14 protein-coding genes are annotated in these 14,389 nt (G+C 68.1%); 3 read left to right on the forward strand and 11 right to left on the reverse strand.

The window, feature by feature from the left end; genetic code table 11:
• Window positions 1-241 precede the first annotated feature (241 nt).
• The 4 genes from IEV67_RS04915 to IEV67_RS04930 all read right to left on the reverse strand — a co-directional run bounded on the left by IEV67_RS04915 (window position 242) and on the right by IEV67_RS04930 (window position 5,606).
• Window positions 242-2,722: a CHAT domain-containing protein gene (locus IEV67_RS04915; RefSeq protein WP_188435414.1), complete on the reverse strand. Its 2,481-nt coding sequence runs from the start codon at window positions 2,720-2,722 to the stop codon at window positions 242-244.
• Window positions 2,723-2,899: 177 nt separating this feature from the next.
• On the reverse strand, window positions 2,900-4,477 hold the full coding sequence (locus IEV67_RS04920; protein ID WP_188435415.1) for a S8 family peptidase: 1,578 nt from the start codon (window positions 4,475-4,477) through the stop codon (window positions 2,900-2,902).
• A gap of 57 nt (window positions 4,478-4,534) precedes the next feature.
• Window positions 4,535-4,993, reverse strand: coding sequence for a hypothetical protein (locus tag IEV67_RS04925; RefSeq protein WP_229702734.1), 459 nt, complete (start codon window positions 4,991-4,993; stop codon window positions 4,535-4,537).
• Window positions 4,977-5,606: an RNA polymerase sigma factor gene (locus IEV67_RS04930; RefSeq protein ID WP_229702736.1), complete on the reverse strand. Its 630-nt coding sequence runs from the start codon at window positions 5,604-5,606 to the stop codon at window positions 4,977-4,979. The genes IEV67_RS04925 and IEV67_RS04930 overlap by 17 nt, the downstream gene beginning before the upstream one ends.
• Window positions 5,607-5,695: 89 nt before the next feature.
• Between IEV67_RS04930 and IEV67_RS04935 the strand changes: the two genes are divergently transcribed.
• The gene (locus IEV67_RS04935; RefSeq protein ID WP_188435418.1) at window positions 5,696-5,914 is read left to right on the forward strand and encodes an SCO4848 family membrane protein; all 219 of its coding nucleotides are present in this window, start codon (window positions 5,696-5,698) and stop codon (window positions 5,912-5,914) included.
• Window positions 5,915-5,930: 16 nt separating this feature from the next.
• Here the strand turns inward: IEV67_RS04935 and IEV67_RS04940 are convergent, their stop codons facing one another.
• The gene (locus tag IEV67_RS04940; RefSeq protein WP_188435419.1) at window positions 5,931-7,220 is read right to left on the reverse strand and encodes an MFS transporter; all 1,290 of its coding nucleotides are present in this window, start codon (window positions 7,218-7,220) and stop codon (window positions 5,931-5,933) included.
• Window positions 7,221-7,295: 75 nt separating this feature from the next.
• Here IEV67_RS04940 and IEV67_RS04945 point away from each other — a divergent pair, with 75 nt between their 5' ends.
• Window positions 7,296-7,952, forward strand: a complete 657-nt coding sequence (locus tag IEV67_RS04945) for an ArsR/SmtB family transcription factor (protein ID WP_229702738.1) — start codon at window positions 7,296-7,298, stop codon at window positions 7,950-7,952.
• A gap of 209 nt (window positions 7,953-8,161) precedes the next feature.
• On the opposite strand, the gene IEV67_RS04950 is transcribed toward IEV67_RS04945, so the two are convergent.
• From IEV67_RS04950 to IEV67_RS04975, 6 genes are all read right to left on the reverse strand, one after another.
• The gene (locus IEV67_RS04950; RefSeq protein WP_188435420.1) at window positions 8,162-8,848 is read right to left on the reverse strand and encodes a hypothetical protein; all 687 of its coding nucleotides are present in this window, start codon (window positions 8,846-8,848) and stop codon (window positions 8,162-8,164) included.
• A complete protein-coding gene (locus tag IEV67_RS04955; protein ID WP_188435421.1) occupies window positions 8,848-9,741 on the reverse strand; it encodes an ABC transporter ATP-binding protein in 894 nt (297 codons plus the stop codon). The genes IEV67_RS04950 and IEV67_RS04955 overlap by 1 nt, the downstream gene beginning before the upstream one ends.
• Entirely contained in the window at window positions 9,738-10,121 is a 384-nt protein-coding gene (locus IEV67_RS04960; protein ID WP_188435422.1) for a GntR family transcriptional regulator, read from the reverse strand. The genes IEV67_RS04955 and IEV67_RS04960 overlap by 4 nt, the downstream gene beginning before the upstream one ends.
• Before the next feature lie 188 nt (window positions 10,122-10,309).
• Entirely contained in the window at window positions 10,310-11,107 is a 798-nt protein-coding gene (locus IEV67_RS04965; RefSeq protein ID WP_188435423.1) for an efflux permease Rv1217c-related protein, read from the reverse strand.
• 1 nt (window position 11,108) lies between these two features.
• On the reverse strand, window positions 11,109-12,182 hold the full coding sequence (locus tag IEV67_RS04970; protein WP_188435424.1) for an ABC transporter ATP-binding protein: 1,074 nt from the start codon (window positions 12,180-12,182) through the stop codon (window positions 11,109-11,111).
• Window positions 12,179-12,856 (reverse strand): TetR/AcrR family transcriptional regulator, encoded by a 678-nt coding sequence (locus tag IEV67_RS04975; RefSeq protein ID WP_188435425.1) that lies wholly within the window; start codon window positions 12,854-12,856, stop codon window positions 12,179-12,181. The genes IEV67_RS04970 and IEV67_RS04975 overlap by 4 nt, the downstream gene beginning before the upstream one ends.
• Window positions 12,857-12,917: 61 nt before the next feature.
• Between IEV67_RS04975 and IEV67_RS04980 the strand changes: the two genes are divergently transcribed.
• Window positions 12,918-14,099, forward strand: coding sequence for a class I SAM-dependent methyltransferase (locus IEV67_RS04980; protein WP_188435426.1), 1,182 nt, complete (start codon window positions 12,918-12,920; stop codon window positions 14,097-14,099).
• Window positions 14,100-14,389: the final 290 nt, after the last annotated feature.

Raw genomic sequence — 14,389 nt, forward strand, 5'->3', positions numbered from 1 at the left:
GCCGCCGTCACCCCGCTACTCGCTCGGCGGGGTTGACGGGGCGCAGACACACGAAGGGGTGCGCGCGAGTGAAATCGCACGCACCCCAAGTAGTCGGTGTCTGTCGTCTACGTCCCCGAACGTAACCCCAGTGACTGGCGCCCCCTCGCGCTCCGTGACCCTCCTGGAGCGCTTCGCCTGACACCTTCCGCATATCAGGAGCGATGAGCATCCCTCCTGATACATCGGAACGGGAATTCACTTAGAATCCGCTGCCGTGGCACTGGAACGGGGTTCGGTGGCCGGTCGCCTCGGACGCCGCGGCCAGTGCGACGGCTGGGCTGTCGCCTCGGCTGAGGCCTACATGAACCGCGGCCAGGAGGGTGCTGGCGATGTCGTCGGAGACGACTGCGGGAGCGGCGATCACGCTGCGCGTCCCGGCGTGCAACCACACCCGTGTCATCCCGAGCGCCTCCTCACCCCACCGCACCGACGAGTGCCCGAGTTCGCAGGCCGAGAGCACGACCGTCTCGGGTGCGTGCGGGATGAGATCGACGTCGTACCCGAACAGTGTGCCGTCGACGAGCTCGAAACCGGCGAACAGCGGGTTGTCGACGGCGTGGTGCCCATGAGCGGCGATGTGCAGCAGGTCGACGCGTCCGGCGAGGTCGGTGACGGCATCGACTCTCGCATTCTCGCCGGTGAGCACGGCCGGGTCGGACCAGGCGGATGCTGCGGCACGCACCTCTTCGACGGCGCGGGGAACGCGCGGCCCGCCGGCGAACCCCACGAACCTCATCGGCGCTGCCGCCGGGCGCTCCTGCATCCATCGCGACGCCGACGTGGCGAGAGTGAACGGTCGGGCGTGATTGGTCGGCAGCATGGCCCACGGGATGCCGGCGAGGAGGCCGGGCACGGTCAGCACGAGGCGGCGAGCGCCGATCGCGGCACGCACCGGAGCGAGTAGTGCGTCGTCGAGGCGCAGCATCCGATCGTCCAGCGCGCGAGCGACCACCTCTGCCATCGGACCGCTGCGGATGGAGGCCGACACGTCGAGGTCTGCGCGCAGCCCGTCGGAGGCGCGCTTCACGTCAGGCCAGTCGAGGTCGACGATGCGGCTGGCGTCGGCAGTCGTGACGAGGCACAGCAGGGAGGCTCCGGTGAAGACGTAGGACAGCACTGCGGTGTCCGGATCGAGCGAGGCCCTCAACTCGTCGAGCGTCACCCGTGGACGCAGGTCCCCGGCGCCGGTCGCCGTCCACTGGCGGTCGCGCACTCGATCGCGCAGCGTGCGCACCTGGGGATCGGTGGTCCATTCAGTCCCGGAGAGATCTGTGCGCAGCATCCGCAACGTCGCCAGGTCGTCGGCGAGATGACTGTCGCGGGGCGGACGTACGGGGGCCACCTGTTGGCTGAGGTGGCGTGCACGCTCGGACCAGTCGAACAGGATCGCGGGGTCCCGGCTGTCCCCCGCGGCTGCGAGCCCTCGGAAGATCAGACCGGTGCCGTGCATCGCAAGCGACACCTGCAGGTCGAGCGCGCCGAAGGATCGTTGCCAATCGGAGAGGAGGTCGAGTCCGTGGGCCGCATGGCGACGGGCTTGCGCTGCGCGTCCGTGCGCCTGCGCGCGAGCGGCGCGCACCTCGGCGGCGCGCAGGCGCAACGGAGTCGGGGAATCACGCGGAAGCCGGGGGAGGCGCTCAGCCGGATCGCCATCGCCACGCTGATCGGCGGCGAGGGCGGCGCTGAATCGCACGGCCGTGGCTTCGGCGGGGAATCCGCAGGTGTTGAGCGCATCGACGGTCGCGGCGAATTCGGCGGCGGTCGGGAGAGCGGCATCGCGTCCGCCGATGCCCAGGCGATCGTTGGCGACCGCATGGGCGAGTCGGGCATCAAGGCGAATGGCGTCGCTGCGCGCGGCCCAGCTCTCAGCACCGAGCGCGCGGAACCGGCGGGCAGCCGAGCGAGCGACCCCCTGCGCCCGCTCGGGGTCGTGCCGGACCAGCGAACGGGCGAGGTGGTACTCCGCCTCGGCCTGTGACTGGCGCATCCGGGCCGCTCCGAACGTCGTGGCGACGCTGTCGAGCAGGCGTTCCGCCTCGTCGACGAGGCCCGCGTCGCGCAGCACCTCGGCCCGATCGAGGTCGCTCATCGCCGCACCCTCAGGGGAGGAGGCCGCGATCACCGGGCGCGACCTGGCCATGAGCTCGAGAGCTTCGACGAGGTCGCCGCGCAGCAACGCGGTGTAACCGAGGTTGTGGCGTGCCTCGGCGGCCGCGGCGACGTCGCCCTCGGCCTCGTAGATCGTGACCGCCTGTTCGAGATCGGCGGTGGACGCGGCGAACGCCCGTCGGTGCATGTGCACGAGAGAGCGGTTCAACAGGCAGTTGGCGCGCGCTGTGCCGCTGAGGCCCGTGATCGCTCGGGTGAGCATCTCGTCGGCGTCGTCCAGGCGTCCCGCGCGCGTGAACAGGACGCCCAGCTGGCCTGCGATGATCGCCTGGGTCTCGACGCTCACGCCGTCGCGGTCGAGTGCTTCGCGGCACAACGCCTCGGCCCGCACCGGTTCGCCGGTCTGCGCGAGCACGTACGCCATGGTCCCCGCGATCCGGGACTGCAGGTCCGCTCCGGCATCCGTCGCCCGCGAGGCCGCACGTTCGAGGAGCCGGCGCGCCTCTGCGTACCGCTGCGCGTTCGAGGCGTCGCGTCCTCGCTCATACAACTCACGCGCAGTAGTCCCCATGCTCTCAGGATGCCGTGTCCGCCCCGCACGCGAAAGCCTCGGGCGCCGGTACAGATGGCGGCCCAAAGGTACAGATGTGGGTTCACACACCGTGTTTCGACCGACATCTGTGAAAATCCACCGACATCTGTACCGCGATCAGCCGAAAGCGGTGCGGTCAGCCGGAGGGCGGTGGGGTCATCCGAAGGGCGCGAGGGGCGGCAGCTCCTTCAACACGGCATCCGCTGCCTTCTTCACCACTGCTGCGGGCGCGCACCCGTCGTGCGGTACGACTCCGAGGCGGGCGGCGATCTTCCCTGCCACATACGGCGCCGCGAACGACGTGCCGCTCCAGGCCGCGAAGCCGCCGCGATAGTCGTCCGGATCGATCGTCTCGCGGGGGAGGTCGCCGATGTCATCCCTGGTGACGGCCTGCGTCCCGCCCGTGAAGCCCGGAGTCGTCGAGACCACCGCCGCCCCCGGCGCGAAAGTCCGCACCCATGGTCCGACGTTCGAGAACAGCGCCAGCGATCGGCGGGAGGGATTGAGCGCCCCGACCGACACCAACGGCACCGCCTTGTCCGCCGAAAGGCCGTTGTCGGCGCCGGGCCATGCCCACAGAGACGCGGGGAACGATGGGCGATCGATCGCGTCGTTGCCCGCGGAGCACACGATCACCATGCCCAGTCGGCGCGCCGTGCGCAGCAGCTCGTACAGCAGCAGGGAGAACTGTCCGTCCTTCGGAGTCTCGTGGTAGTACCCGAGCGACAGGTTCAGCACGTCGATCGGTCGACCGCCTTCTGCTCCCTCCACGAACCGCCGATGCAGCTCCACGAGTGCCGCAAGCGCTCGCAAGAACGTCGACTCGTCCACCACTCCCAGCGACCCTGCGACCCGGATCGAGAGGATGTCGGCATCCGGGGCAGTCTGGCGCATCAGGCCCGCGATGAACGTGCCGTGCCCTGCCACCGCATCGATCTCGCCGTCGAGCTGCCCGTAGAGGTCGGGGTAGACCTCGGGGTCATCGGCGCCGGTGAGGCCGATCGGTGTCCCATCCAGCTCCACCGTCCTGGTCACGATCGAATCGGGCAGCCACTCGTGCACGCCGCATCCCGTGTCGAGCACCGCGATGACCGCCCTGCGCCCGCTCCCCTGGTCCGCAGTGCGCACTGGCGCGGCGCCGATCCAGGCGATCGGCTGCCTGCCACCACGACCCGGTTCCATGTAGTCGTCGCTTCCGACGGCGCCGGCTCCGCGCACCGGATTCGTGCGTGTGAACGGGTTCGTCCGCGTGAACGGGTTCGTGCGTGTGAACGGATTCAGCCCGACGGGATCGATCGCGAGCACGTGTTCGAGGCCGGCACGCGGCATGGGGCCGCCTGTGATCTTGCGTGCGCGCTGAAGCACACGCCAGGCGTCCGGCGCCACGGGCGATTCGCCCGCACCGGGCTCGTCCGGGGTGGTGAGTTGAGCGCGATGCAATCCGGGAACGTCCGGGAGGGTGTTCGCACGTCGCCCCGCACGCAACACGTCGTCCGCGTCGACCTGCAGCCGCCATCCGAAGGTCCCCGCGGCCTCCATCAGCGCCTTGAGGTCGCGGTCGTAGGCGCCGTTCTCGTCATCGGGATGCTCGGTTATCAGCATCCGATCCGGCAGATAGGCCGTCGGAAACGCGCGGATGCCCTCGACGGGATCCACACCGGGATCGAGCGCCGCACCACGGGGGATCGACCCCTCGGCGCGGTCCTGCCAGCTCCAGCCTCTTGGGTGCTCCATCAGATCTCCCTCTCCGCGGCGTCAGTGCCGGGCTCGTCCTCGTGACTGCGTACGCTCTCAGACTTCGAATTGCGGCGTGAGCAGATCCTTCGCAGCTCCGGTGATGATGAGCAGTGCACGGCTGAGTCCCGCGGGTATCTCGTCGAACGCGCACCGACCCTGCTCGTCCGGTACAGCCGTCCAGATGCGCTCGCCGCGCCCCTCGCCCTGAATCAGACGCAGCTCGGCGGCGTCGGCATCCACCCAACCGTCCACTCGGCGCCGACCGCTCGCCGTGCGGCTGATGTGCAGCAGGATGCTCGCCTTGCCGTCGCTGAATTGCAGCGTGGTCGTATCGCTGTCGCCGCGAACGGCTGCGTGCGCATTCTCCATCAGCGTCAGCAGAGCGTACTCGCGCGAGACATCTGCGACCGCGACCGCGGCGATCATGCGGTCGGCGAGACCCTGCGGCATCGGATCGATCTCGTCGATCGTTGTGCGCAGGAGCGCGAAGAGCTCATCATCCGAGCGGCTCATCATGACCTCCCTCGGCCGGCGCGAGCCCCGTGCGCACCAGCTCGGTGCGCAGCTTCGCGAGGCATCGTCTGCGAGTCGGGCCGATGCTGCCGATCGGCATGTCGAGGTCGGTGGCGATCGTGGCGTAGTCCGGTCGGTCATCGAAGGCCACGACGCGCAACAGTCGCTGGCAGCGTTCGTTGAGCGTGCTGACAGCGGCCCAGATGCGTCGAGCCTCGTCGGATGCTGCGACCTCGGTCTCGGCCGATTCCTGTGGCGGAAGCATGGGCTCGAGCAGATCGTCCGCCGTGGCATCCGCTCGTCGCTGCCCCTTGCTGACCCGCCATGCCTCGCGGCGCGCGGTGACGGTGAGCCAGCCGGAGACCGCCCGGCCGTCTGCGATCCTGTCGTGTCCGCGCACGAGCGCGAGCCAGGTCGACTGCACGACGTCTTCAGCGAGTGAGCGTTCGAGCCCGTACGCGCGTACGACGTGCCACAGCACGGGGGTCATGAGGCGCACCAGGTCATCCATGGCACGCCCGTTTCCGGAGCGCCAGTCGGCGAACAGATCAGCCGCGCGTTCCCAGCGCGCCGATCCGTCGCTGACGGCGCCCGCGGGAGAGGCGTCGGTCATGAAGATCATTGTGCTCACATCTACCAGGAGCGCGGCAAGGGGTCTCTGATACATCGGTCGCGAAGCTCGGCCGCGCCTAGGCTGAAGGGGTGACCCTTCTTGCTGTGCTCCTGTTCGTCAACGCGGCCTTCAACGTCATCGTGTGGCCGCGTTTCTACAAGCGGGTCGCGAACGACCCCAGGGCGCGGGATGCCGATGGCAAGGCCACGACGTTCCTCAAGGTGCATGCCGTGTTGATCGCAATCGCACTGGTGATCGCACTGGTTTCCGTGATCGCCGGCATCGCCGCGCTCGCCGGCGCTCTCTGACCGACTTCAGGGTGAATCACTCGAACCGGCGTGCGTGGGCTGACCATCCGGCTTCGACGGGTAGTGCGCGCAGCCCTCGATTCGCGACGGCGAGCAGCACCGAGATCGCGCACAGGACGGATGCCGTGACGAGCGTGTTCTCGCGTCCGATCGCAGCGAGTCCGAACCCGGCGATCAGCGGGGCGAGGGGCATCGCCCCCATGCCGAGGACGGCGGATGCACTGTTCGCCCGGCCGAGCAGTTCGGTCGGCGTCGCGACCATGAAGTAGCCCATCAGGGCGGCGTTCACAGCGGGGACGAAGAACACCGTCACCGCGAGGACGACCACCAGTGCCAGCGGTTCGTGGGCGGGAATCATCCCGAAGACGCCCAGGGTCGCGACACCGAGCCCGCCGATGATGACGACGCTCGCGCGCACCCTTGACACCAGGAGCGGCGCGATCAGTGCTCCGACCAGCATCGCGACTCCCGCGCCAGTGGCGAGCAGACCGATCGTGATCGTGGAGTGGCCGGCCTGCTGCAGCGCGTAGATGACGGTCGTCATGGCCGTGCTGAATCCGAGGTTGACGATCGTGGCGACGAAGAGGACGCCGCGCAGGTCCGGACGGGAGATCAGCCACCGGAATCCTTCGGCGATCTCGCGCAGCGCGTTCGGGCGTCCGATCGCCACGGCCGCGGCCGCCAGGCCGACCTCGGATGCTGCCCCGTCTGCGTCTGAGGGGGCTGAGCGCCGCAGCATCCATGCCGTCGCCATCGCGATCACGTGGCACACCGCCATCGCGGCGCCGATCAGCCATGCTCCCGCCGCGAGCAGCACGCCGCCCAGAGGTCCGCCGGCGAGCTGCAGCACGGCGTCGCGTCCCTGGTTCGCCGCTTGGGCTCTGCCCATCGCATCGTCAGGAACGATCTCCTTCAGCGCGCTCTCGCCCGCGATGTCGAAGAATCCGGCGCGCGCGGCGAGGGCGACATCGATCACCAGCAGCGTCACGAACGTGAACGCATCGGTCAGGGCCAGGGCGGTGAACGCCCCCGCGAGCACGACGCCGGCGGCCGAACCGATGATCATCATGACGATGCGGCTGTGCCGGTCGGCGAGCACGCCGCCGAAGACGGTGGTGATGGTGCGGATCGTCATGCCGACCGCGCTGATGATGCCGGCCTGCGCCGGATCATTCGTGACGAACAGCGCGATCAGCGGGATCGCGAAGCCGAACAGCGCGGACGCCAGACCCTTGGCGGTGTCGCTGATCAGCCACGTGATGTAGCGGACATTGCGCGTCAGACGGTGGGCGATTGCGGTGGTCATGTGTTCGAGAATAGATCCGCAAGAGAAATTGCGCAACTAGAATTGCGCAATATCTGTTGTGGATAGGATGGCGGCATGGCAGATGAGACATCCCCGGCGGATGCGCAGCCCGACGCGGAGGCCGTGCATTCCGACGCGAAGCCCATGCAGCCCGGCTCGAGACCCGTGCACGCTGACGCCCGCCAGGCGACAACCGCGATGCTCAAGGCCTACGCGCATCCGCTGCGCCGGCGCATCGCCAAGTCGGTCGCCGGCCGCGGTCATGCTCGTGCCGCCGATGTCGCCGCGGACCTCGGCGTCGCGGCCAACAGTGTGAGCTTCCACCTGCGTGTGCTCGCAGATGCCGGACTCATAGAGGAGGCGCCGGAGCACGCCCGCGACAAGCGCGATCGGGTGTGGAAGGCGACCGACGGGTCGTGGAATGTCGGCTCGCCGGAGCATCCGATCGCAGATGAGGAACTCGGCGGGGTGCTGATGAACGCCCTCGCCGACGATCACGTCGAGATGATGCGGCGCGTCATGGCCTGGGCGCCGGAGTACGTGTCCGGGCGCGACCCCGCGACGCACGGCACCTTCTCACAGGCGAACCTGCGACTCACCGAGGCGGAGTTCAAAGAGATGGAGCGGCGGATCCACGAGGTCATCAGAGAGGTCGAGGACGCCCACGACCCCGATGACCCTGCGACTCGCATCTGGGGCCTCGACATCATCGCGGCCGACGACACGATCTGATCGGGGTCTCACCGCGACCCCGGCGCCTCGGCCGCTCGATCGCTCGGCACTCGATCGCCCACAGCCTCGGACGCTCGATACAGATGTCGGTCGAAAGGAACACCTGTCGGCTCAGATCCCGGATCTGGACTGACATCTGTGATCTCGACCGACGGTTGTACAGCCGAAGGGCCCGCGATCTCCGAGGATCGCGGGCCCTACAGCGCCGGCTACGGCTTCGCCCGACGGAACGCGAGGAACGAGATCCCTGCGAGCACCGCGACCGCGACCAGGCCCCACAGTGCGAGTCCGAGGGCTCCGAGATCGAGGATGCCGAGCCACACCTGCTCCCACAGCTCGAGCCGCGTGATGAGGTAGATGATCCCGAGCAGCACGAGTCCGACAGCGACTCCGACGACCGTGATCACCACGGGGCCCCAGCTCTTGTAGATCGTGGCACCGGTGAAGCCGACCACGAAGAAGAACAGCGCAAGAGTGAAGTAGACGACGAACGCTCCGAGCGGCCCGGCCTCCCACAGCCACGGCAGGTGGAAGACGTAGCCGTTCACGCCGTATCCGTTCGTGAGCATCTCGATCCCACCGCCGATCAGGAACAGCACGCCCATGAACGCGCTGCCCAGGATCGCCGTGATCAGGGTGCCGACGAAGAACTCGCGCCGGGTGATGCTCATCGCCTGTGAGAACGGGAAGGTCAGGGTCATCGCCGACAGCCCGACGGCGAAGAAGACCCACAGCGGAGCCTGACCGCCGCCACCGTATTTGGGTTCGTCGACGGGGATCATGGCGTAGATCAGCACCGACAGGAGCACGGAGCCTGCGAGGACGATCAGCGGCACCCAGATGAAGGTCTGCTTGTTGATCAGCTGCAGACGGATGACATTGAGCGTGCGGGACATCAGCGGACCTCCTGGTTTTCTGCGCTGGCCTTCTGGGTGAGGCGGACGATGAGCTGCTGCAGGGAGACGGGTGCGAGATCGAGACCGGATGCCGTGACCTCCGCGCGTTCCTCGGGCGAGAGCGCCCCGAGCACGGTGACGGACGCCACTCGTCCGAGCTGATCGCGATGGAGAACTTCGCGCGACGCCGCCCAGGCGTCGACCTCGGTCGAGTCGCCGACGACGGTCACGGCGCGGTCGCGCACGGCATCCGTCTCCTCGTTCAGAAGGATCTTGCCGTCATCGATCACGATGACCCGCTCGATGAGGTTCGCGACCTCGTCGATAAGGTGCGACGAGAGGATGATCGTGCGCGGATGCTCGGCGTAGTCCTCGATGAGCCGGTCGTAGAAGATCTGCCTGGCGACGGCGTCGAGTCCGAGGTAGGGCTCGTCGAAGAACGTGATGTCGGCGCGTGAGGCGAGCCCGATGATCACGCCGACGGCAGACAGCTGCCCGCGGGAGAGCTTCTTGATCGTCTGCTTCATCGGCAGCTGGAAGTCCTTGATCAGCTGCTCGGCGAGTTCCTGATCCCAGTTCGTGAAGAACAGCGAGGCGGCCTTGAACGCGTGGCGGGGCGTCGCGTCATCCGGGTACTTCTGGCTCTCGCGGACGAAGCAGATCCTGCTGAGCACGCGGGCGTTCTCGTACGGATGCTCGCCGAACACCTTCACATCACCGGCGGTGGCGAAGTTCTGTGCGGTGAGGATCGACATGAGGGTCGTCTTGCCTGCGCCGTTGCGACCCAGCAGGCCGTAGATGGCATCGCCCTCGAGCGACAGCGACACGTTGTCGAGTGCGCGCTTGTCCTTGTAGTGCTTGGAGAGGTTGTTCACCTCGATGACGGCGGTCATGCGGGGTTCCCTTTCTGGCTGGATGCTGCGGCGCGGTCACGCAGCAGCGTTGCGAGGTCGTCGGCGCTGAGGCCGAGTGTGTACGCCTCGGCGAGCATCGGGTCGATGTAGCGGTCGGCGAATGCGGAGCGCCGTTCGCCGAGCAGAAGCTCGCGGGCTCCGGTCTGCACGAACATGCCGATTCCGCGGCGCTTGTACAGCACTCCCTTTTCGGTGAGCATGGCGACTCCTTTCGCGGCGGTGGCGGGGTTGATCCGGTAGAAGGCGGCGAGCTCGTTCGTCGACGGAGCCTTGGACTCCTCCTCGAGCGAGCCGTCGAGGATCGAGTCCTCGATCTGCTCGGAGATCTGGAGGAAGAGCGCCTTGCCTTCTTCGATCACTGATGCCTCCACGGTGGTCAGTTGGTTACTTACTCGACTAACTAACCATAGAACCCTGGGCGCGTCAACCCCTTCGCCGAGACCCCGTCTTCGTGTCGAGACCTCACGTTGCTGGCGTCAATGCGATGGGGTCTCGGCGGAACCCTGGGGTCTCGGGGCCAGGCCGGGGTGAGTGGCGAGGTAGGGCGTCAGCCGCGCAGGTCGCGGGCGCGCAGCGCAAGGGCGGATGCCGCGGCGAACACCAGCCCGACACCCCAGGTCAATGCGAGCCCGCCGACGTCGACACCCTCGGCGAGCGGCGACTGCCGGAACACCCAGGCATACGGCGACAGCGCGTTCAGCCACTCGAGGTCGTCGGACTGCTTCGCGAGTGCCTGCAGGATGTACCCGAGCACCGCGATCCCCGCACCCACACCCGTCGCCCAGATGCGGCGCCCGGTCGCCGCGCCCGCAAGCAGCGCGGCGCCGGCGGTGAGGAAGGCGAGACCGACGAGTGCGGCGCTCGCGCCGACGATGCGCACCGGTTCCAGCTCGAGTTCGGCGGGGCCGTTCAACGCCCAGATCACGAGCCCGGCGGAGGCTCCGAGCCAGATCAGGCGCACGAGCACGGAGAGCGCTGTCTCCAGCGCATACTGACCGCGCCCGATGCCGTGCGCGAGGTCGAGTTCGGCGCGGCCGCTCTCCTCCGCGGTCGCCAGTGACGCGCCCCAGATCACTGCCGCGATCGTCATCAGCAGGAACCCCATGAGTCCGTAGAACGTGGCCTCGGTGTAACCGGCGCCGCTGGCGATCTGGTCGTAGCCGAGCGTGTCGACCAACTGCTCGGGCATCGAGTCGATGAGCTGCTGCATCTGATCGCTGGCACCGATGCTCGGATACAGCGGCAGGTAGAGGAACAGCACGGCGGTGATGCCGATCGTCCAACCGAGCAGGCTGCGCCACGATTCCCGGATGCTGCGCCGGAACACCGGCAGGATGCTGCGCATGTCAGTGCCTCCGTCCGCGGCGAGAGCGCCGGGTGCGTGGCGCTCCTGTCTGCTCGTCGATGCCCCCGCCTGTCGCCGAGGCCCCCGCGCGGCGACGTCGTTCACGGGGGGCGTCGTCCGCGTGAGGGGGCGCCGATGCATCGGCAGGCCGCGACCGGTCGCCGTACAGCCGCAGCACCGACTCCTCCAGATCGGGCTCTTCGACCGTGAGATCCTGCACCTCGTGCTGCGCGAGCGCCTTCACGAACGGATCGATCGCCCCCTCGATCGTCGTCGACAGCTGCACGCCCTCACCGTGATCGGTGACGTCCAGTCCTTCGACGCCGGGGAGCTTCTCGAACGCCGCGCGGGCGGCCGCGGCATCCGATCCTCCGATGCGCACACGCACGCGGCGCACGGATCCGAGACGGAGCGAGGCGACGTCTCCCTCGGCGACGATGCGACCGGCGCTGAGCACGGCCACCTCATCCGCCGTCTGCTGGATCTCGCTGAGCACGTGCGAGCTCAGCAGCACGGTCTGCCCGGCATCCCGCGCTTCGCGCACCATCGCGAGGAACTCGCGCTGCACGAGCGGATCGAGTCCGCTGGTCGGCTCGTCGAGGATGAGCAGCTCCGGGCGATGCATGAACGCCTGGATGAGCCCGACCTTCTGCTTGTTGCCCTTCGACAGCGTGCGCACCGGTCGGTCGAGATCGACGCCGAGACGATCGGCGAGGTCACGGGCGGTGCGCAGCACGGATGCCGAAGAGCCGGCCGATCCGGACACCTCGGCGTAGAACGCGAGCAGCCGGTGCCCGCTCGACCGGCCCTCGAGATGCAGCTCGCCGGGAACGTATCCGATCCTCCGCCGCAGCGCCGCTCCGCCGTGGCGAGGTTCCTCGCCGAGTACGCGGACCGTGCCGGAGGAGGGGCGGATGACGTCGACGAGGGTGCGCAGGGTCGTGGTCTTGCCGGCACCGTTCGGTCCGATCAGCCCGAACACGGTGCCGGGGTGCACGCGCAGGTCGAGCTCGTGCAGCGCGATGTTGCGCCCGTACCGCTTGTGCAGGGCGCGCACTTCGATGGTGTCGGTCATCGCTCCTCCTCGGTGTCGGGCTTCGCCTCGTCGACGGGGTCGGATGCCGCGGCATCCATCGCCGCGCGCGCCCCGTCGAGGAACGCGCCGGTCGCGTAGATGCCGTGCGTCAGCAGCTCCATCATCGGCAGTGTCGTGCGCAGCAGTCCTGCCGGACTCAGCTGATCCTGACCGAGCGCCCGCGTGACCTGCGTGCGCATCACGACCGGTGCGAGTCCCATGAGGGCGACGACGAGTGACGTCATCTCCGGGTCGCTCATCGGCTCGAGCAATCCGGCGTCGCGCTGCTCGTCGAGCACGGATCGCGTGCCGGCGAGGATGCTGTCGAACAGGCGATCCGCGGCGGGAGAGCCGTCGATCAGCATCCGGGCGAGGTAGTCGATGTACGGGCCGTAGCGGTCGATGTCGTGCAGTGCGGCGCGGACGCGGTCCGTCGTCGGCGCGTCGATGAGCTCGTGGTTCTCGTCGGTGAAGATGCTGACGACGTAGTCGTCGCAGATCGTACGCAGTGAGGTCTTATCGCCGAAGTGGTGCACGATCAGCGCCGCGCTGACACCGGCATCGGCGGCTATCGTGCGCAGGCTCACCGAGTCGAAGCCGTCCCGGCCGAACGCGGCGATTGCCGCGTCGCGGATACGGGCGCGAGCGGTGAGATCATCTGCCACTGAACGCATGTACAGCATGCTAAACATGCGTTCAGTCAGTGTCAAGACATCGCACTCCTAGTCTGGGGAGATGGACTTCTCCTACGCCTCGCTGCGCCGATTCCCCGACGTGGAGGCGCCGAACCTGCAGGCTTGGGATGCTACCGACGAGCTCCTCGTCCAGCGTGCGCTCGCCGCGGACGTGCCGGGCGATGCGATCGCGGTGATCGGCGACGAGTACGGCGCGATCACGCTGGCGCTGACGGATGCCGGATACGACGGCATCCGCGTGCACCAGGATCTCGCCACCGGGCGCCGAGCGCTGGCGCGCAATGCCGCCGAGCTCCGCCTCGGGGGATTCGCGTCGCACGAACTGGATGCGTCGCTGCTCGAAGGTGCGCGGCTTGTGCTGCTGCAGTTGCCGAAGGCGCTCTCCGAGTTGGAGGAGATCGCGGATGCCGTGGCCCGCTGGGCCGCGCCAGACGTGGTGCTCGTGGCCGGAGGGCGCGTGAAGCACATGACGCTCACGCAGAACGAAGTGCTCGGGCGGGTGTTCGGGACCGTGCAGGCGCAGCGCGCCGAACGGAAGTCGCGGCTGCTCGTGGCATCCGATCCGCTGCCCGTGCCGGATGAGCCGCCGTATCCGCAACGGGCGGAGCACCCCGAGTTCGGCCTGACCCTCGTCGCGCACGGCGGAGCATTCGCCGCGAACCGCATCGACATCGGCACCCGCGTGCTGCTCGAGGTGCTGGCGGAAAGGTCTCGACTCGCTCCGCTCGCTCAACCCGTTTCGTCTCGCTCCGCTCGCTCAACGACCCGCGAGGATGCTGCCGAAGAAACGACCCGCGTCATCGACCTCGGCTGCGGCACAGGAGCACTCGCCGCCCACTACGCGCTGAATCACCCCGATGCCCGCGTCACGGCGACCGATCGTTCAGCCTCAGCCGTGGCATCCGCCCGTCAGACGATGATCGCGAACGGCGTCGCCGACCGCGTGATGGTGACGCACGACGACGCCGGCTCCGAGCTCCCAGGCGGCAGTGCCGACCTCATCTTGCTGAACCCGCCGTTCCACCTCGGCGCGAGCGTCCACACCGGGGCGGCGACCCGCCTTTTCGAAGCCGCGGCGAGACTTCTCCGCCCCGGCGGCGAACTGCTCACAGTGTTCAACTCGAGCCTCCTCTACCGCCCTGAACTGACGAGATTGATAGGCCAGACCGAGCAGTTGCATCGAACGGCGAAGTTCACTGTGACCCGCAGCATCCGCCGCTGACACGCCAACACGCAGATTGTCGACATTCGACAGAATCCCCGTTCAGGCAACAAAAAGGTGCCGCATCGAGTCGGTCGAGATTTGCCCCTGACCGGCCCTTTTGTTACGTTGAAATGTAGGCCTTTCGGCTTATAGACCAGTCCGCGGTCACGTCCTTCATTCGATGAGCTGTGCTGCGAAGAGGCGTGGGCGTACGGTCGATGTTCTTTGCGCGGATCCGAAATCCGTTGCCTGAGCCGCCAGCGCGACACTGTCGAAGCGGCCTCGTGATCATCACCCGGGCGTAACCG

The sequence above is a fragment of the Microbacterium murale genome (assembly GCF_014635185.1).
In the GTDB taxonomy this organism is placed as follows: domain Bacteria; phylum Actinomycetota; class Actinomycetes; order Actinomycetales; family Microbacteriaceae; genus Microbacterium; species Microbacterium murale.

Coding starts and splice junctions, on each gene's coding strand:
- IEV67_RS04915 (WP_188435414.1), bottom strand. CDS start 2,722: ATGGGGACTACTGCGCGTGAGTTGTATGAGCGAGGACGCGACGCCTCG.
- IEV67_RS04920 (WP_188435415.1), bottom strand. CDS start 4,477: ATGGAGCACCCAAGAGGCTGGAGCTGGCAGGACCGCGCCGAGGGGTCG.
- IEV67_RS04925 (WP_229702734.1), bottom strand. CDS start 4,993: ATGAGCCGCTCGGATGATGAGCTCTTCGCGCTCCTGCGCACAACGATC.
- IEV67_RS04930 (WP_229702736.1), bottom strand. CDS start 5,606: ATGACCGACGCCTCTCCCGCGGGCGCCGTCAGCGACGGATCGGCGCGC.
- IEV67_RS04940 (WP_188435419.1), bottom strand. CDS start 7,220: ATGACCACCGCAATCGCCCACCGTCTGACGCGCAATGTCCGCTACATC.
- IEV67_RS04945 (WP_229702738.1), top strand. CDS start 7,296: ATGGCAGATGAGACATCCCCGGCGGATGCGCAGCCCGACGCGGAGGCC.
- IEV67_RS04950 (WP_188435420.1), bottom strand. CDS start 8,848: ATGTCCCGCACGCTCAATGTCATCCGTCTGCAGCTGATCAACAAGCAG.
- IEV67_RS04955 (WP_188435421.1), bottom strand. CDS start 9,741: ATGACCGCCGTCATCGAGGTGAACAACCTCTCCAAGCACTACAAGGAC.
- IEV67_RS04965 (WP_188435423.1), bottom strand. CDS start 11,107: ATGCGCAGCATCCTGCCGGTGTTCCGGCGCAGCATCCGGGAATCGTGG.
- IEV67_RS04970 (WP_188435424.1), bottom strand. CDS start 12,182: ATGACCGACACCATCGAAGTGCGCGCCCTGCACAAGCGGTACGGGCGC.
- IEV67_RS04975 (WP_188435425.1), bottom strand. CDS start 12,856: ATGCGTTCAGTGGCAGATGATCTCACCGCTCGCGCCCGTATCCGCGAC.
- IEV67_RS04980 (WP_188435426.1), top strand. CDS start 12,918: ATGGACTTCTCCTACGCCTCGCTGCGCCGATTCCCCGACGTGGAGGCG.